Here is a 16,290-nt window from a genome sequence, read left to right on the forward strand (position 1 = left end):
AAGGCCAAAGTTGGCACTTGTGACGATCGCTACCATGATGAATCCCCTGTCGCACGGCCCCAAGCCGCACCCTTCAGAGAACTAATCGAACAATCGACACAAATGTTTAGGCCAAACCTGTGGATAAGTCACAGCAAACGACGAACATTACACACGCCACCGCGAAGCCATCGCAACCATTGCATCCGAAATCGTAGAACCACTATCTCCAACCGGCGTGTTCAACGTCAATTGACGAACCCGTTGCGCAGACTCATCGTCGCCGTCATGTGCGAATAGCAGGGACTTCGCCAGGGCACCTGAAAAACACCGGCGGTCCAGACGCAAAGCCGTTTCGGTGCGGTCGCGTGCACCCGCGATATTACCATCGAGAATGTCCAGAACCGCCAGGGCGCCATGGCTTTCGGAGAAGGTGTCATCGAGCGCTAGCGCGTGCTCGAATATGGTGCGCGCCTTGGCGTGGTCACCTTTGGCGAAATGCGCCCAACCGGACGCAATCCAGGTGCCAAGATGATTTCCGAAACCAGCCGCGCTCTTGTCGAGATAATCCGCTCCGTCATGCACATTGCCGGCCGCCATCAGCGCCAACCCTTTACCCAACAAATTTCGCGCACTGTCCGGCCGGGCAGAAAGGCCACTCTCAAAATAGTTCAAAGCATCGTCGATATTGTTTTTCTGCAGAGTAAGCATTCCAAGCGTGGAAAGCCCCTCCGCAGTCCCTGCGGACTTGGAGGCGTAAGCGAGCGCCAGTTCCGGCATCTGTGAATCTATGGCAACCAGGGACAGCGCACCCAACAGGCCTTCATCCTGCGGATATTGCTCGGCAAGCCCCGTCCCCAGCTCCAATGCTTCTTCCAGAAGACCTTGCCGATGCAAGGCTTGCACCTTTAGCGCTGCAGCGCCAGGCACGGCGGACAGGGTCGCCTCGTCCAGCACATCCGCAGCGCGCCTGTCATTCCCAAGCATGGTCGCGGACCATGCCAGGTTAAATCTGATAGCGGCCTCGTCTGGCAGCGCCAGGAATAAAACCTCGAAAACCTCGAGCGCGTCGTCAAACCGGTCCAGGCGCAACGCAGCCATGCCCCTAAGGTTGAGCAAGGCCAGGGGCAATTGCGTGATGGCTTCGTAACGTCCCAGCAGGTCAATGGTCTTGGCGGCTTGACCGGCTTCCAGAGCCGTAGAGGCGGCTTCAGCGATGAGATTGAGATTTCCGGAGTCGTGATCCAGATACCCCAATAGACGCGAAAGCTTGTCCTGGCTGACACTCACCTCCACCGATACGTTCATTTTTTTTCCCCCAAAAGTCCACCGCTCAAATCACCGGCGCAACACCAAACAGCGTAATATCCCGCGTGATGGCAGGCAAGTCACCATCTTCAGAAGCTGTTCCTTGAAATTTAATATGGATTGTGCCACGAATCCGCCGTCGAGTGCGCGTGCCGGGGGGACACTGATGGGGGCAGATCATGCTGTGGGGCTTATTAATCAGCTCCTGTGGAACGCTGCCTTAATTTGCGCGCCTGTGCTGATTGTCATCATGATCGTCGGCCTGATCGTCAGCGTTTTCCAAGTGGCCACGCAGCTACAGGAAATGACACTGACCTACGTGCCAAAACTTTTGGCCACGGTCGTCGTACTGATCATTGTCGGCCCGTGGATGATACACAAGATCGCGCAATTCGCGGTTTCGATGATTCGGCTGATACCGTCGTTGGGGCACTGACGGCGCCATGACGTCTCCGGATCTTGTTGGTCGTGTCTGCGCGTGTTTGCTGCTGAGCCTCCGGGTAGCGCCCGTCTTTGCCATGGCGCCCCCGTTTTCGCTTGTCCGCACGCCCGTGATTTTCCGGGTTGCCTTCGGACTGGCTATCACTGCCTGTCTCGTCGCCGCAGATCCTCACCTTACGCAGGTCGGCGACCTGAGTCCCGGATACCTGATCGTCGCGGCCGCGCGTGAGCTGATGTTGGGCATCGTGTTCGTAATGGCCTTTCACCTGATGTTCGGCATGTTGTATCTGGCTGGTCGGACACTCGACATCCAGGCTGGCTTTGGCATGTCCATGCTTGTCGATCCAACGAGCCAGGCCCAGACGCCTCTTGTCGGAACCCTCTTCGCCTATGCCGCCGCCGCGGTGTTTTTCGCCATGGGCGGACACTATGACCTTTTGCGGCTGATGGAGGCTTCGCTGCATGCCATGCCCCTGGGTGAAGGCTACCTGCAGCCCGACAGCCTGGCGCGTGTCGCGATGTTCATGGGAATCCTTTCAAGCACAGGGTTCGGAATAGCCGGCGGCGCCATGCTCATCCTGTTTCTCGCCGACATGGCCATCACCCTGCTGTCGCGCACCGTGCCCCAGATGAATGTCCTTGTTTTGGGCTTTCAAGTGAAGACAATCCTTCTGTTGCTCGTGCTCCCCATGACTCTGGGCGCATCGGGCGCCTTGCTCGCACGCATGACCACGCTGACCCTTGAAGCCTTGCCGGGGTTGCTGTGATGGAAGCGCAATCAGACCTGAACAAAACTGAACCACCTACACCGTTCAAGCTGAGCAAGGCGCGCGAGAAGGGATCTGTCGCCCGCGGCATGGACCTGGGGTTTACGGTCAGCCTGGCGGCTCTGATCGGTTATCTCTGGATGTTCGGGCCGCGCCTGAGCGACAGCCTTGCCACTGCCGCTCAGCGCACTCTGGTCAGCGCCGCGACCGTCACCACGGGCCCCAATGAAATCCTGCACCTGGTTGGTAGCCTGCTGACCTCGGTCGCCCAGCCGATGCTCTTTATGTTTGGCGTGATCTTCGTCTCCGTCCTGGTGTTTGAAATCGTCCAGACCGGCTTTGTGTTCTCTTTCGCTCCGCTGACGCCTAATTTCAGCAAACTCAATCCTGCAAACGGATTCAAGCGGGTGTTTTCGGTCCGGCAACTGGTCGAAACCGGCAAGAATGTCGCCAAGTTGGTGGTATATGCCATCCTCGCCTACCTCGCCGTTATGCAGGGGCTGAAGCTGGCGGTCCGGGGCATCTCCGACGCCAGGCAACTGGCCGCCGTCATGCAGGATACGGCCTTCCATCTGCTGGTTCTCTTTGTCGGCGCCGCCGTTGTTATCGCGGCCATAGACCAGCTTATCTCCCGCCGTGACTTCTTCAAGCGCATGCGGATGACGCGGCACGAGACCAAGCGCGAGTCGCGGGACCGCGAAGGCGATCCGCGGTTCAAACAGAAACGCCGCCAGACCCACCGCGAATATGCGAAACTGAGCAAAAGCCTCAAGAACGTCCGCGGCGCCGATATCCTCATCGTCAATCCGACCCATTATTCGGTCGCGCTCAAATACGATCCGCGCACCATGGGCGCGCCGACCATAGTTGCCCAGGGTGCCGACCAGTTGGCGTTGCGCCTGAAGCGGCTGGCCTTTCTTTATGGCGTTGTCACCGTCGAGAACCGCGAATTGGCCCGGGCGCTTTACCACAGGTGCGAGATCGACCGGGAAATTCCCGACGCCTACTTCCGCCCCGTCGCCAACATCTATCGCCAGGTCCGCAAACGGCCGGCAGCACAAACCCACGCGTCCTGAACATGCTCAAGAAATTTTTCAACAATAATCACGATCTGGTCCTCGTTGGCGGTGTCATCGCCATCCTGCTGATCCTCTTCTCGCCGATTCCAGCGGTGTTGCTGGACCTGCTCATTATCTCGAACTTCGCCTTCGCAATGATGGTCCTGCTGATGACCTTCTACGTCGACAAACCCGTGTCGTTCTCGACCTTTCCGTCGCTGCTGCTGGTCGGCACGCTTTATCGCCTGGCCCTTAACGTCGCCGCCACCCGCCTGATCCTGACCGACGGCCATGCCGGCCAGGTGATCGGCGCCATCGGCGCCTTCGCCGTTCAGGGCAGCTTCGTGATCGGTCTTGTCGTCTTCTTCATCCTGGTCATCGTGCAATACGTCGTGGTGACGTCCGGCGCCCAACGCGTCTCGGAAGTTGCCGCCCGCTTCGTCCTCGATGCGGTGCCAGGACAACAGATGAGCATCGACGCCGACCTGAACATGGGTCTCATCGACCAGGACGAAGCCAAGCGCCGGCGCAAAGCGATCGAAAAGGAAGCGGCCTTCTACGGCGCCATGGACGGCGCCAGCAAGTTCGTGAAGGGCGACGCCATTGCCGGCATCATTATCCTTCTGATCAATATCATCGCCGGCTGGATCATCGGCGTCGCCCAGATGGGCATGGACTGGATGACCGCGCTTCAGACTTTCAGCCTCCTGACCATCGGCGACGGCATCGTCACCCAGGTCCCCGCCCTGATCATTTCGACGGCGACCGGCATCATCGTGACCCGGTCCTCGGCCGACCGCCAGCTCAGCGCCGAAATCATGGCGCAACTGGCTTCGGTGCGTAAAATACCGCTGATCGTGATGGGCGCCCTGCTCATCCTGATGCTGCTGCCCGGCATGCCCAAATGGCCCATCGCCATCCTGGCATTGCTCGCCGCAGCCATGTGGCTGTCGTCGTCCCGGAAGAAGGCGCAAAGTCCCGAAAAAGAAACCGCAACGGATGAAGATGCCGGCCGGGAGAGCGGTAAGAGCGCGGCCCCGCCTGTTGTTCAGGTTACGCTTGGGCGCGACCTCGGTCTGCATTGGAGCGCCATAAAGCCGCTTTTGAGCGAACGCATCGAAGCCTTGCGCACGCAACAGGAAGCGGTTTCAGGGTTTGCATTCCCTCCCCTCACCTTCCAGGATAATGCCAAGCTTGGAGCCAACGATTACGAGGTACTGATCTACGGTGCCCGCTATGCCCAGGGGCGACTATATCCTGATAAAACGCTCGCCATTCAGACGTCCGCCGCCACTGCGGCCCTGCCCGGCCTGCAAACCAGAGATCCCGCGTTTGGTTTACCGGCGGTATGGATCGAACAGGATCAGCGTGATCTCGCCGAACGGTCCGGCTACACCCTGGTCGATCCCATAACGGCGCTCATGACGCATCTGGGCGAGGTGCTGCGCAGTGAAGCCGCGCAATTGCTGTCACGCGCCCATGTTACGATAATGTTGGAAGGTGTTCGCAACCGGCAACCCGGGGTGATCGAAGAGTTGATTCCATCCATCATAACCGTAACGGACGTGCAGCGTGTTCTGCAAAATCTCTTGTCCGAAAATGTTTCCATTCGAAATATAGACCTTATCGTCGACGCACTGGTCGACGTCGGCCGCCATACCAAGGACCACGGCGACTTGACCGAGGCCGTCAGGCAGAAGCTCAACCATGGTATCTGCCACGACTTAAGGGGGAATAGCGACCAATTGGCTGTCCTGAGCCTCAACCCGCGCCTGGAGGCGCAGATTACGGACGGAATCCGGCGAAGCGACGGCCGCACCGGTTTCGTTATTGAACCGAGGCTGGCGGAACAGTTGCTTCTAAAACTGATGCCACAAGCCGACACCATGATTCAGCAGGGCCTCGCGCCTGTGCTGTTGTGCGGCCCTGAAATCCGCCGCCACCTCAAGACCTTTACCCGCCGGACGATTCCACGTCTGGCGGTGGTCTCGGTCAATGAGGTGCCGTCTTCGATCGACCTGAAATCTTTCGATGTGGTGTCCGTGGAGTAGCTGCCGCTCAGGATGCCGCCGCGCGCAACTCTCCGACACAGCGGCGAATAAGTACCGATCCCGCAACATCGGACTCCAGCGCCTCGGTGACCTTTTCCACGACCTGCTGAAACTTGGAATCGTTGACAAGATCGGAACCAAACTGGTCGGCCAGAATATTCTGGATGAGCGCCCTGCCCAGCTGATGATCGTCAACGCCTTCCAGCGCTGCCAGGGCATGGAGACTGTCTACCCATCCGGCTTTGGCTTCCACTGTCGCTTCCTTGCGCCGGGCTCCGGATGATTTCGACCGCTCCAGCATGCGTTGCCGCAGCACCATGACAAGCCGATCAATGTGAGATACTGGATCCATTTATTTTACAGGGCCTTCAGCATTCAAAATGGCGCGGAGCGGTCGGATTGCGAAGCGAGTAAATCCCAGAAGCGCAAAGCCGTCAGTGCTTGGTGTCCTTAAACGCATATTGCCGCAATAGGAAGTTCGCATCGGACTCCGCCTCCGGCGCCGGAGCGGAAGTCGTCCGCTTCGCTTTCATTTCTTCCACCAGCAAGGCCATGTTGCCGTTCAACGGCGGGAGCACCGTATTGCGTTCGATACCTTCCTCAAGCAGCGTAATCGCGGCATCGAATTCGTCGATTACCATCTTGTTCAGCCCAAGTACGAAAAGCTTGAGTGGGTCCTCGGCCGGCAGTTCCATTAACGGCAGCCAGGTCGATTGCGCCGCCGTGACATCCCCGGATGTCAACTCCAGAAATCCGAGTTGAAACCGCGCCAGGTCGAAGCCCGGAGCAAGACCGACCGACTTTTCCATGGCAAGCCGGGCTTCGGAGTACCGCTCCTGGCTGCACAGGACGGATCCGCGCAGGAAGTGCAGCCGCGGATCATTGCCGAAACGCTCCACGAGTTGATCCAAGGTCCCTAGCGCCCTGTCGTCATTGCCCTGTATCTGTTCCAGCGCAGGCTGAAGCAATTCGTCCGGTACTACCTCATTGTCGTTCATAACGGGTCCTATTTTCTGAAATTGAATGCCATCGCGGGCGATAGCCTGTCTTTGAGCGATTTCAATGCGCTTCTGTGTATCTGGGATATCCGGCTCTTGCTCAGACCGTAGGCACGCGCAATCTGTTCGAAGCTCATGCCGTCCAGGTAATGATAGCGGATGATCCGGCCGTCCGGATCGGGCAAATGGGCGATCTCCGCCGTCAGTGAGCGCGTCGTTTCCTTCCAGGCCAGGCTGTCATAGGGCGATGTCAGGTGGTCCGCCTCATCTTTTGAAACGTACATGCCAGCGCCGTCAATCATGAAACCAAGCGCAAGCCCCGTCGCCATCTCGATCAGCGCGGCCATGGCGCCGGCCGCGTCCAGCTTTTCCGGGCTCTCCACACTCAGCGACCTAAGCCGCTCCTTGCGCGTTCGCTCGCGAAACGACACCTGCTCCCGGCGTTCGCTCATATGCGCCAGGCCGTCCAGGATGCTGCCCGCGATACGCCGCCGGGCATAGGGCTGAAACGGCGTTCCCCGGTCGACATCGTAGCGTTCAATCGCTTCGAGCAATCCGGTGCAGGCCAGTTGGGACAGGTCTGCAAATTCGATGTCGCCACTTTTGCGGTCGAGAAAATGTTTCCTCGCTATCCGGCGGGCAAAGTCGAAATAAAGATCAAACAAGGCCTGACGCGCGGAGGCCGAGCCCGTCGCCCTGTAGGTCCGCCACAGGTCGGCCTCCCCGGCGGCCAGGCCGGGCAGCGCATCGCCGTCAGGCGCTGTGTCATCTAAAGCTGCCAACGACGCCCTCGAGCACAAGACTCCACCCGTCGATCAGTACGAACATCAACACCTTGAGCGGCAGCGACAGTGTCGATGGCGGCACCATCATCATGCCCAGGGCCAGCAATATGCTCGATACCACCAGATCGATCAGCACAAAGGGCAGCAGGACCACGAAGCCGATCTTGAAGGCGACCCGAAGCTCATTCAGCATAAAGGCAGCGGACAACTGCATGAGGCCGACGTCGCTTGCCTTGGCCGGCAGAGGCTGCCTGGAAATCTCGTAGATCGTCTTGATGTCCTGGTCGTGCACCTGCCGCAGCATGAACTCGCGCATCGGCCCAGACCCCTTGTCGATAGATTCCTGTACGGAAATCGACCCGTCAAGAAACGGCTGAAGGGCGTCCTTGTTCACCTTGGTCACCACAGGCGACATGATCAGCAGGGTAAGAAAGAGCGAAAGGCTGACCAGCACCTGGTTGGGCGGCGTCTCGGGCATGCCGAACGCATGACGCAACATGGACAGCACAACGACGATGCGCAGAAACGGCGTCATGCAGATGACCAGGGCCGGGATCAGCGCCATCAGGCCGAGGATCAGGGCGATGCGCACGGTCTCCGCCGTCTTCACGGGGTCGGCCATGACAGACGCCGCCGGCACGGCCATGTCCAGCGCGAATGCCGATGCCGGAACCGCTGATAATGCCAGTCCGGCCAGGACCATGAACAAAAGGGGCTTTCGCATCATGACGGCGTCCCCCGGAAGGGCGGCGCGTCGGGATTAACGACAAAGGCGCCTTGCGGACTGGTAACGATCATGACGGTCTTGCCGTCGGATTCCAGCAGGGAGACGTCCACCTGATAGCTCAATCGGACGGTGGCGATAACTTTCAGACGGGACGCCTCGCCCGTTTCAGGAGCTGGCGTGGCCCGGAACATATCGAGAAGACCGCTCAGAGCCTTTGGATCGAACCGGACCGGCTTGGCCGTCATCCCCTGACGCTGCATGCGATACTTCAATGCCAGGGCACCGGCGAGGCCCAGGAGGCAGCAGAAGACCAAAGCCCCGATCACCCGCCACCACGAGATGTCGGGACCGCTGGCCTGGCCAAGGGTCTGGGCACAGGCCGGAAGGGCCACAAAAGCCATTCCCCCTATACTCATGCTCCCCAAAACGGCTGATATGGTGCGCCGGCTCATGACAGTTGCGCGATCTCCACGATCCGGATGGCGAAGCTTCCGTCGACCGCCACGATTTCTCCCCGGGCGATCAGCGCATCGTTCAGGCGCAGTTCAACCAGATCGTTCAGCTTCGCTTCCAGCCGGACCACGGAACCGGACCTAAGGGCCAGGATCTCCTGGACCGAAAGCTCGGCCCTGCCCAGGGCGGCATTCAAGACAACGTTCACATCCTTGAAAATAGGGGAATCCACCGCAATGATCGGACGCCCCTCCTGCCGCTGAGAGGTTCCGTCGGCCTGCGCGTTGGCGGCGGCCGCACCCTTGATCTGTTTGCTATCAACTCGGCTATTCATAATCTTCCCGGTGTACAGGTATTAAAAAACAAGCGCGATACCGTCCTGAACCTGGCTCAGTCTGGCGCGCGCGAAAATCCGGCGGGAGTCGGCGGAGGCAATGTCCACCGGCTCGTCCACGACACGGTCGAGAACCAGCACGTCGCCGACCCCCAGGGTGTTCAGGTCAGCCAGGGTCAATTCGACCCTCCCGACAACCGCCTCGACCGCCACAACCGCGGAACCCAGCGCATCGACCAGGGGTTGAAGGTTGTCCCGCCGCGGCGACGGCGGCCCGAGTTGTGCCCTGACGACCGGCAGAACCACTTCTGTCGGCACGCCAAGGGTCAAAATGTCCCGTCCGGCTGTGTCCTTCAGGACGACCAGAAGGCCGCCGTTTTCAGCGAGCGCGTCGCGCCGCGTTTCCGGAACCGCCTTAAGCGTTCCAGCCAGTCCGAAGGCCTGCTCGATCTCCACCGCCAGGGTTTCGATGATCTTGCGTTCCAGTCCCTTTACGATATGGCGGTCGGCTTCGGTCATGCCCGGCTCTTCGCCGCCGAGATCCAGCACCTTGTTGACCACGCGCGCCAAGGACTGGCGCCGCGCGCGGACAGCCACGGCGCTGCCGTAAACGCGCCATCCGCCATCATCGCCTTCCGCCCACGACGCGTCACGCGCCGCCGTCATGTCGGACGCGGAAACGTAGGGCCCGACGAACCAGCGCTCATGCCAGCGCGCGATGGCCTCTTCGACCACCTGGCGGACAGCGCCTTCCGTAACCACTCCATAAGGAAGCCATTCACGGACGTGTTGGGTCACCCGTGACCTCGCATGCCGAACAGTTGCTGGATCATGTCGTTGGTGGCGCTGACCACCTGCGACGAGGCGCCGAAGCCGCGCTGGACGAGAATCAGCGTGCCGAACTCAGCGGTGAGATCGACGTTGGAAGCTTCGACCTGGCCGGACTGGAGCGTCCCGATGCCGCCCGTGGCGCTGGCCTTGTACTCGACCTTGCCGTCCCCGCCGGCGTCCCGGAAAAGGCCATTGCCGACGCGCACCAATTGTTGCAGGTCCTGGAAATCAGCCAGCGCAATGGCGCCCAGCTCTTCGGTCTGGGAATTGGAATAGGTCAGGACCAGCTGACCTTTGGCATTCACGGTGGCGCTCGTCAGGCTTCCGACCGCATTGCCGTCGATCTTCGACGCCTGAAGGGTATTGGTTGTACCTGCTGAAAAGGAGGTGACGCTGGCGAAGTCCAGCTTGACCGACATGGCGCTGGCGCCGTTCGGCGTGGTGTTGACCGTGATCGACGATGCGCTGGGCATCATCAGGCCGCCATTGAAACTGATCTTGCCGTCGCCGATCGTGGCGCCGGCCTGGTCCTTGACGGTCACCGTCCATTCCACGGTGCTGCCTGTGACGGTTCCCTTGGCCAGGGACACCGTCCAGACCTGAGCGGCGCCGTTGCTGTCGAAAACGGAGATATTCGATACGGTGGCCGTGGATTCGGAAGACGACAGGTTCTGTGAGAAGGTAATGGTCTTGGTCGCGACGGGAGCGCTGGTGCGCTTGTTGTCGACATTTATCACTTCCGGCGCATTCTGGGCATTCAGTATCGTCAGGCGATCGCCATGGCTGTTGACGATGTAGCCCTTGGTGTCGATCGCAAACTGACCGGTCCGGACGTAATAGGTGTCGCCCAGCTCATTGCGGACAACCAGAAAGCCACTGCCCTGGATCGCCAGGTCCAGGGCCCCGCCGGTCTGCTGCGCCGTTCCCGCGCGAAAGTCGATCCTGTCGGCGTCACGCCGGACGCCATTCCCGGTCGAGCCGCTCGTATCGCCGTTCGTGTAGGCCATGCCGTTGGCGTGCCCGCCGAACATGTCACTGAAGCTCACGGTCGTCGTCTTATACCCAAGCGTATCCAGGTTGGCGACATTGTTACTGATGGTTTGCAGCCCCTTGGAGAAGGCCTGCATGCCGCTGAGGCCGATGAAGATTGAACCAAGCATATCAAAGCTCCCCTACTGGACTTGAACGACAGTGGACATGGCCACGTTGGTGACTGTTTGGCCGTTGGTCGTCGTAACGGTCAGGGACGGCTGGCCATTGGAAAAGGTGACGGACTTCACCACGCCGACCAACCGGGTGGAGCCGTCTGGCATGAAATCCACCGTTTTGCCCAGCAGACCGGTCGCCTGGAACGACGCCTGGGTCGACAAGAGATTGGCAATGGAGTCGTTCAGGGTCTGGCTCTGATGCAGTTGCGAAAACTGCGCGAGCTGCGAGACGAACTGGAAGTTGTCCATCGGCTTGAGAGGGTCCTGATACGTCAGCTGCTGCAGAATAATCTGCAGGAGCGATTTGAAATCCAGACCGAACGCGCTGTTGCTTGACGTCGCGCTTACAGGTGTGAGCGCCATGAAGTCCTCCGATCCAGTTCGGGTTTATGAATGAGGGTGGTGCCATTCAGGGAAAGGCCGCTTATCCTGACGCCGGCTTCGCGCGCGATATCGTGTGCGGCCTCACGGACCTGCCGGCGCGCCTCGTCGCTGACATCCGGCACGGCTACGATAATCTGAACGTCGCCATCGCTTTCCGCTATGATCACGCTTAGGGCTTCCGCGCCGCCATCGGCTTGAGGTCCGGCCGCTTCGCCGTCGGTTTTGGGATCGGAAAGTGCCGGCTCAGGCGTTTCGTCGCCATCCGCCCGCTGCGCACCATAACCGCTCTTTGCGGATAAGACGGACTGCGCCGGCAACGGCGCGACGGGCACGGACGCCTCGGCGGCCGCGAGACCTCGGAAGCCCGGCGAAACGCCCGTAGCCAGAGCCACCGACACGGCTGGGCCGGCCGTTGATCCATGCAGGTGCAACCGCCGTTCGGCCGGGGCCGCCCTGTCGACCGGCTTCGGAAAACCGCCGGCATTCGCCCCCGCGATCATCACGCTGGCGGCCGATGCCGGACTCGCGGCAAATCCAGTCCCCGCCGGATTATCACCATCAGCCGAAACCAACGACATCGGCGTCATCAACTGCGATGCGTCGGGCTGACGCGCAAAGGCAGGTGTCTCTTCGCCCACCTCGGTCTTGCCCGCGCCCAGAAGCCCTGTGGCATCGAAGCTGATGGCGTACTGGGAAGACGTAACCGGCAAACCGTCGAAGGCCTCCTTAAAGGAGGTTGCCGGCTTCGGATGCCGGACTGCCTGATGTGGCTTTGCGGGGACATAGCCAGGCGCGCCATCGATTTTCATGCCGACCTCCATCCGGCCGTTGCCCGGCCCGCATGTTCATCAAGTGCGGCTTCTTCCCGCCGGCGATGTTCATGACGCTCAGCCAGGCGTGCCAGGTCGGCGACCGCGTCGCGGCGCGCCGACAGCGCCGTCCGGCGTTCGCGAACGCGCGAAAGCTCGGCCTCGGCATCGCGCACCTTGGCTTGCGTATCTTCGACAGCCTTTTGATTGCTGAGGATTTCGGCGGCCCAGCCAGCCGATGCCGCCAACTGGAGGGACGCTCCGGATACCGCCTGGCGCCACCCGTCGTAAGAGGCCTGCAATGCCTTGGTCTCAACGTCCTGGCGACCGTTGAGATCGCGCACCCGGATGTTGGCGCGTTCGACGTCAAACGCCGCCCCCATCTGCTGCACATCACAAATCCGGTGGATGTCCCTCAACATCCTGATATCGCTGCGCTGCCTCATCGTCTTTGCGCCTGCAACAGGGTTTTCAAGGTATCGGTGGCCGAGGCGAAGGCCATGCGTTCCGTCGAAGCCTGCCGCAGGTATTGCAACAGAGCGGGACGGCGCGCGATGGCCTGATCGATCTCGGGACTGGAACCGGCCACGTAGACACCGCTTTCGATCAGCGTGCGCGACGCATCGAACGTGCTCAGCAGCGCGACCCCGTTTTGCGCGTCGGCGCGATGCTGCGCCCCCATCAGGTCCTTCGACAGGCGGCTGATGCTGCGGGGAACGTCGATGGCCGGGAAATGCCCGCGCTCGGCCAGTCCGCGCGACAGAATGATGTGTCCGTCCAGCAGCGACTTCAGCATTTCCGAAATCGGATCGTCGATATCGTCCGTTTCGCTCAGCACGGTCATGATGCTGGTGATGGCACCGCCCGACTTCAAAGCGCCACAGCGTTCGACCAGCTTCGGAATCGCGGAAAAGACGCTGGGCGTGTAGGCGCGCAACGTCGGCGGTTCGCCAGCCGCCAGACCGGTTTCGCGCATGGCCATGGCCAGCCGCGTGACAGAGTCAAGCAGGAGCAGTACGTGGTGGCCTTCGCTGCGCCAGTGTTCCGCCAGCGCCAGGGCATAATCGCCGGCCCGCACGCGCATGGCGGCTGCCTGGTCCGATGTCGCCGCCACCAGCACCGTCTTCGCGCGCGCCTCCGCCGACAGGCCTTCCCGCCACAAGGCCTCGACCTCACGGCCCCTTTCGCCAACCAGGCAAATAACGCAGCGGTCCGCCCGGCCCTGTTTGGCCAGTTGCGTCATCAGGCTGGTCTTGCCGACGCCGCTGGCGGCGAAGACGCCGACGCGCTGGCCTTCGCCCAGTGTCAGGAAGGCATCGATCGCGCGCACGCCCGTCTCGAACACACGGTTTGGCGAGCAACGCTCCAGGGGCGCTGTCGCCTGTGGCGTCAGGGGCGCGAAGCTTGCGCCGGCAACCCGTCCCTTGCCGTCCAGCGGACGGCCGAGGGCGTCGACGGCTCGGCCCAGAAGCCCGTCGCCGACCGGCGCGCGGTCGATTTCCGGGCATGCCTCCACGCGCGCTCCGGAAAACGTTCGCATTCTGTCATCGAAGGGCACCAGGATGACGGAATTGACGTTGACGCTGACAACTTCCGCCAGCAGCCGCTTCACACCCGCACCGCTGTGGCTGTCAACCGCTTCGATGTGGCACAGCGTGCCTATCGGAACATTGGGGCCGTCGGCTTCGATATAGGTCGGCAGGATTTTTTGGACACTGCCCGTGCGCGCGACAAGGTCGGCGGTCCGGATCCGGTCAATAAAAACGTGTTCAGTCATGACGCGCTCCGACCGGTTGCGACATCTGCTCCAGCAAGGCGCCAAGCCGCCCCCATTGCTGGTCGATCCCCACGTCCAGGGTGCCGAGTTTCAACTGGATACGACATTCACCGCTTTTCAGGCCGGCCAGCGCCACGATACGGAGTCCGGAGGCACCAAGCGCCTGCGTCAGCGCGGACAGGGCGGCTTCGTCGCCAAAATCCGATTGCGACACTTCGATCTGCAGAATGGAATGCGCCTCCAGCGTGCGCAGGTGCTGCGTGACAATCGCGCTCACAAGCGCGGCACGCCCCTTCTCCGCACCCAGAACCGCCGCCAGGCCTTCCCGCGCCAGAGCCGGCGCCAACCGTTCAAGGCCCGACACGGCGGTTGCGAAAACGCCCGCCGCCTGCCGGATGCCGCCTTCCAGGCGCGCCAGCATGGCCGCGCCGGCGTCCTCGGCGGCGCGGCGGCCCGCCTCCCGACCTTCTGCCTCGCCCTCCTGGAACGCGGTACGGACCTGCTTACGCAGACCGGCCAGCTCAGCCTCTTGCTTTTCGAGCCGTTCAAGCAAGGCTGCGCGTTCGTCAAGCAGCTTTTGCACCTCGGGATCAACAGCTGGCTCCGCCTCCCGGGTTCTCTGAGGGACGGCCCCGCCCAGGGCGACGCTCAACGACAGAACATCGCTGCCGGCGGCCTGACTGTTCCGTTTCAGAATCCGGTTCATGTGCCGTCTCCGAACAGGGTGCGCAACCGTGCATTCGTCGTGTCCTGACGACCCGTCGTGACAGCCGTCCGGCCCTGCGGGTGCGCCAGCTCCGCGGGCAGCGACAGGGTCAGTTGACGCAAGGCAGCAATGGCTTCCCGCGTCATGTGGTACGCACCAGCCCCGTCCATTTGCTGGTTCAGAGTGCGCGCGGCCAGCCAGTCCGAAAGGCCGGCCGTATTCATGGCCTGCGGCGCCGCTTCGACGTCAAAAACGTCGGCAACGCCGCCGTAGGCGGCCAGCAGAGACCGGACCTGGGCAGCCGCTTTGGGGTCGAGCATGCCCAGAACCGCCGCCATATCCTCCGGCGTCGTCGCGGCCAGTTCGGCCACCAGCCTGCGCAGCGCCTTGTCAGAGCCGGTCGACGGCATTGCCTTCTCCCCGCTCAAGCAAGACCTGGAACCTTTGCGCGAATTCCCGGCGCTCTTCTTCGGTCAGGGTGCGCACCGGCGGCCTCGCCCTGTTGCGCAGGACCTGCAGGGCGGCAAAGGCCAACCCCGCAAGGACCAGGACGACCACAACGCCCCAGAAGGTCGGTCCAAAGATATTGCGGGATGTCGTGGACGCCGCGGCCGCGCCCGTCGCCGCGACGGTGCGGCCGCTTTCGGCCGGCACACCGCCCGCGAGGCCGCTTTCGGCGGCCGTCACCACGATTTCGTCACCCAGTTCAGGCGCGATGTCGATCGCCGCCGCCGCGGCAACCCGGATATTCTGCTGCGCTTCGGCGTTGCGCGCCGCCGGGCCGGCTATACTCACCTTCAATTGGAAGTTCCGCTGGCCCGCGGTCCATTGCAGGAAGGGATCCGAGGGCTCCTCCTCGGCGTCTGCGTCATCGGACTCGACCGGGCGGAACACCGGCAATGCCGTGACCCTGACCGTGAACTCCTGACCTGGATAGGTCGCGAACAGTGTCTGGCGCACCTTTTCGGCGAAAAACACCTCGGCGGCATGCTGTGCCGGCGACTGGGCGGTCGATGTTTCGGACGATATCTCGGTGCTGATGACCTGGCCTTCCCCGTCCAGCACGACGACGTCGGCAGCATTAAGTTCAGCGACGGATGCGGCCACAAGGCGCTGAATGCCCAGGACGGCGCCCGTCGACAGGCTGCGGCCGGGCTTGAGCGTCAGGGCGATGGAGGCCTTGGGCGACCGCTTGTCATCACGGAAGATGGTGTCTTCCGGAAGCGACAGGTGGACACGCGCGGTATCCACAGCGTCGATCGCCATGATCGTCCGGGACAGCTCCCCCTGCAGGGCGCGCTGATAATTGATCTTCTGGGCGAACTCGGTCAGGCCGATGTCCGATTTGTTGAACAGTTCGAACCCGACCGAACCTTTCAGCGGAAGGTCCTGGCTGAGGATGCCGAGCCGGGTTGCATCGACCTTGTCGGCGGAGACAAGAATGGTCGTCCCGTCGTCGGCGAGACGATAGGGCACCTTCTTCTTGTCCAGTTCGGCAACGATCGTCGCGGCGTCCGTTGGACGCAGATTGGAAAACAGGATGACATCCGGCTTACGCAGGAACACAAAATACACCGACCCGAGCAGGAAGACCGCAATGACGACAACGCCCACCGCCAGGAGTATCTGGCGCTGCGGCGGCATCGAACGGATCTTATCGAAACTATCCATGAT

The 16,290-nt window shown here is 61.6% G+C and carries 20 protein-coding genes; 4 read left to right on the forward strand and 16 right to left on the reverse strand.

Annotated features, from left to right (window positions below; all coding sequences use genetic code 11):
* Positions 1 to 147: 147 nt before the first annotated feature.
* Entirely contained in the window at positions 148 to 1,287 is a 1,140-nt protein-coding gene (locus J2X24_RS18580; RefSeq protein ID WP_209724917.1) for a tetratricopeptide repeat protein, read from the reverse strand.
* Positions 1,288 to 1,453: 166 nt separating this feature from the next.
* On the opposite strand from J2X24_RS18580, the gene fliQ reads away from it, so the two are divergent.
* Genes fliQ through J2X24_RS18600 form a run of 4 tightly spaced genes read left to right on the forward strand, consistent with a single transcriptional unit; the run spans position 1,454 to position 5,604 of the window.
* Entirely contained in the window at positions 1,454 to 1,723 is a 270-nt protein-coding gene (gene fliQ, locus J2X24_RS18585; protein ID WP_209724920.1) for a flagellar biosynthesis protein FliQ, read from the forward strand.
* 7 nt (positions 1,724 to 1,730) lie between these two features.
* Positions 1,731 to 2,495, forward strand: coding sequence for a flagellar biosynthetic protein FliR (locus J2X24_RS18590; RefSeq protein WP_209724922.1), 765 nt, complete (start codon positions 1,731 to 1,733; stop codon positions 2,493 to 2,495).
* Positions 2,495 to 3,571, forward strand: a complete 1,077-nt coding sequence (locus tag J2X24_RS18595) for an EscU/YscU/HrcU family type III secretion system export apparatus switch protein (protein ID WP_209724924.1) — start codon at positions 2,495 to 2,497, stop codon at positions 3,569 to 3,571. Before J2X24_RS18590 ends, J2X24_RS18595 begins: the two co-directional genes overlap by 1 nt.
* Before the next feature lie 2 nt (positions 3,572 to 3,573).
* The gene (locus J2X24_RS18600) at positions 3,574 to 5,604 is read left to right on the forward strand and encodes a flagellar biosynthesis protein FlhA (RefSeq protein ID WP_209724926.1); all 2,031 of its coding nucleotides are present in this window, start codon (positions 3,574 to 3,576) and stop codon (positions 5,602 to 5,604) included.
* A gap of 7 nt (positions 5,605 to 5,611) precedes the next feature.
* Here J2X24_RS18600 and J2X24_RS18605 read toward each other — a convergent pair whose 3' ends face one another.
* The 15 genes from J2X24_RS18605 to fliF form a co-directional block, all read right to left on the reverse strand.
* A complete protein-coding gene (locus J2X24_RS18605) occupies positions 5,612 to 5,956 on the reverse strand; it encodes a hypothetical protein (RefSeq protein ID WP_209724928.1) in 345 nt (114 codons plus the stop codon).
* Between the two features lie 82 nt (positions 5,957 to 6,038).
* Positions 6,039 to 6,602 (reverse strand): tetratricopeptide repeat protein, encoded by a 564-nt coding sequence (locus tag J2X24_RS18610; RefSeq protein WP_209724930.1) that lies wholly within the window; start codon positions 6,600 to 6,602, stop codon positions 6,039 to 6,041.
* Positions 6,603 to 6,610: 8 nt separating this feature from the next.
* Positions 6,611 to 7,384 (reverse strand): sigma-70 family RNA polymerase sigma factor, encoded by a 774-nt coding sequence (locus J2X24_RS18615; protein ID WP_209724932.1) that lies wholly within the window; start codon positions 7,382 to 7,384, stop codon positions 6,611 to 6,613.
* Positions 7,368 to 8,114: a flagellar type III secretion system pore protein FliP gene (gene fliP / locus J2X24_RS18620; protein WP_209724934.1), complete on the reverse strand. Its 747-nt coding sequence runs from the start codon at positions 8,112 to 8,114 to the stop codon at positions 7,368 to 7,370. Before fliP ends, J2X24_RS18615 begins: the two co-directional genes overlap by 17 nt.
* Positions 8,111 to 8,515: a hypothetical protein gene (locus J2X24_RS18625; RefSeq protein ID WP_209724936.1), complete on the reverse strand. Its 405-nt coding sequence runs from the start codon at positions 8,513 to 8,515 to the stop codon at positions 8,111 to 8,113. Before J2X24_RS18625 ends, fliP begins: the two co-directional genes overlap by 4 nt.
* Positions 8,516 to 8,562: 47 nt before the next feature.
* Complete coding sequence (locus tag J2X24_RS18630) at positions 8,563 to 8,901, reverse strand: FliM/FliN family flagellar motor switch protein (RefSeq protein ID WP_209724938.1); 339 nt, start codon at positions 8,899 to 8,901, stop codon at positions 8,563 to 8,565.
* Positions 8,902 to 8,922: 21 nt separating this feature from the next.
* Entirely contained in the window at positions 8,923 to 9,699 is a 777-nt protein-coding gene (locus tag J2X24_RS22880) for a FliM/FliN family flagellar motor C-terminal domain-containing protein (RefSeq protein ID WP_209724939.1), read from the reverse strand.
* Positions 9,696 to 10,892: a flagellar hook protein FlgE gene (locus J2X24_RS18640; RefSeq protein ID WP_209724940.1), complete on the reverse strand. Its 1,197-nt coding sequence runs from the start codon at positions 10,890 to 10,892 to the stop codon at positions 9,696 to 9,698. Before J2X24_RS18640 ends, J2X24_RS22880 begins: the two co-directional genes overlap by 4 nt.
* A 12-nt stretch (positions 10,893 to 10,904) precedes the next feature.
* The gene (locus J2X24_RS18645) at positions 10,905 to 11,303 is read right to left on the reverse strand and encodes a flagellar hook capping FlgD N-terminal domain-containing protein (RefSeq protein WP_209724941.1); all 399 of its coding nucleotides are present in this window, start codon (positions 11,301 to 11,303) and stop codon (positions 10,905 to 10,907) included.
* Positions 11,285 to 12,133: a hypothetical protein gene (locus J2X24_RS18650; protein ID WP_209724942.1), complete on the reverse strand. Its 849-nt coding sequence runs from the start codon at positions 12,131 to 12,133 to the stop codon at positions 11,285 to 11,287. Before J2X24_RS18650 ends, J2X24_RS18645 begins: the two co-directional genes overlap by 19 nt.
* Positions 12,130 to 12,525 carry a hypothetical protein gene (locus J2X24_RS18655; RefSeq protein ID WP_209724943.1) on the reverse strand — a complete coding sequence of 132 codons (396 nt, stop codon included), beginning with the start codon at positions 12,523 to 12,525 and terminating at the stop codon, positions 12,130 to 12,132. Before J2X24_RS18655 ends, J2X24_RS18650 begins: the two co-directional genes overlap by 4 nt.
* Positions 12,526 to 12,575: 50 nt before the next feature.
* On the reverse strand, positions 12,576 to 13,910 hold the full coding sequence (locus J2X24_RS18660; RefSeq protein WP_209724944.1) for a FliI/YscN family ATPase: 1,335 nt from the start codon (positions 13,908 to 13,910) through the stop codon (positions 12,576 to 12,578).
* Positions 13,903 to 14,616, reverse strand: a complete 714-nt coding sequence (locus J2X24_RS18665) for a FliH/SctL family protein (RefSeq protein ID WP_209724945.1) — start codon at positions 14,614 to 14,616, stop codon at positions 13,903 to 13,905. The genes J2X24_RS18660 and J2X24_RS18665 overlap by 8 nt, the downstream gene beginning before the upstream one ends.
* Entirely contained in the window at positions 14,613 to 15,026 is a 414-nt protein-coding gene (locus J2X24_RS18670) for a hypothetical protein (RefSeq protein ID WP_209724946.1), read from the reverse strand. The genes J2X24_RS18665 and J2X24_RS18670 overlap by 4 nt, the downstream gene beginning before the upstream one ends.
* A complete protein-coding gene (fliF, locus tag J2X24_RS18675; RefSeq protein WP_209724947.1) occupies positions 15,007 to 16,287 on the reverse strand; it encodes a flagellar basal-body MS-ring/collar protein FliF in 1,281 nt (426 codons plus the stop codon). The genes J2X24_RS18670 and fliF overlap by 20 nt, the downstream gene beginning before the upstream one ends.
* Between the last annotated feature and the right edge of the window lie 3 nt (positions 16,288 to 16,290).

This window comes from Asticcacaulis solisilvae (assembly GCF_017875235.1).
GTDB classification, from domain to species: domain Bacteria; phylum Pseudomonadota; class Alphaproteobacteria; order Caulobacterales; family Caulobacteraceae; genus Asticcacaulis; species Asticcacaulis solisilvae_A.

Bases quoted from the DNA above. Each gene is read 5' to 3' on its own strand.
- J2X24_RS18640 (WP_209724940.1), bottom strand. From the start codon at position 10,892: ATGCTTGGTTCAATCTTCATCGGCCTCAGCGGCATGCAGGCCTTCTCC.
- J2X24_RS18580 (WP_209724917.1), bottom strand. From the start codon at position 1,287: ATGAACGTATCGGTGGAGGTGAGTGTCAGCCAGGACAAGCTTTCGCGT.
- J2X24_RS18650 (WP_209724942.1), bottom strand. From the start codon at position 12,133: ATGAAAATCGATGGCGCGCCTGGCTATGTCCCCGCAAAGCCACATCAG.
- J2X24_RS18595 (WP_209724924.1), top strand. From the start codon at position 2,495: ATGGAAGCGCAATCAGACCTGAACAAAACTGAACCACCTACACCGTTC.
- J2X24_RS18605 (WP_209724928.1), bottom strand. From the start codon at position 5,956: ATGGATCCAGTATCTCACATTGATCGGCTTGTCATGGTGCTGCGGCAA.
- J2X24_RS18625 (WP_209724936.1), bottom strand. From the start codon at position 8,515: ATGGCTTTTGTGGCCCTTCCGGCCTGTGCCCAGACCCTTGGCCAGGCC.
- fliQ (WP_209724920.1), top strand. From the start codon at position 1,454: ATGGGGGCAGATCATGCTGTGGGGCTTATTAATCAGCTCCTGTGGAAC.
- J2X24_RS18600 (WP_209724926.1), top strand. From the start codon at position 3,574: ATGCTCAAGAAATTTTTCAACAATAATCACGATCTGGTCCTCGTTGGC.
- fliP (WP_209724934.1), bottom strand. From the start codon at position 8,114: ATGATGCGAAAGCCCCTTTTGTTCATGGTCCTGGCCGGACTGGCATTA.
- J2X24_RS18590 (WP_209724922.1), top strand. From the start codon at position 1,731: ATGACGTCTCCGGATCTTGTTGGTCGTGTCTGCGCGTGTTTGCTGCTG.
- J2X24_RS18610 (WP_209724930.1), bottom strand. From the start codon at position 6,602: ATGAACGACAATGAGGTAGTACCGGACGAATTGCTTCAGCCTGCGCTG.
- J2X24_RS18630 (WP_209724938.1), bottom strand. From the start codon at position 8,901: ATGAATAGCCGAGTTGATAGCAAACAGATCAAGGGTGCGGCCGCCGCC.
- J2X24_RS18645 (WP_209724941.1), bottom strand. From the start codon at position 11,303: ATGGCGCTCACACCTGTAAGCGCGACGTCAAGCAACAGCGCGTTCGGT.
- fliF (WP_209724947.1), bottom strand. From the start codon at position 16,287: ATGGATAGTTTCGATAAGATCCGTTCGATGCCGCCGCAGCGCCAGATA.
- J2X24_RS18660 (WP_209724944.1), bottom strand. From the start codon at position 13,910: ATGACTGAACACGTTTTTATTGACCGGATCCGGACCGCCGACCTTGTC.
- J2X24_RS18665 (WP_209724945.1), bottom strand. From the start codon at position 14,616: ATGAACCGGATTCTGAAACGGAACAGTCAGGCCGCCGGCAGCGATGTT.
- J2X24_RS18670 (WP_209724946.1), bottom strand. From the start codon at position 15,026: ATGCCGTCGACCGGCTCTGACAAGGCGCTGCGCAGGCTGGTGGCCGAA.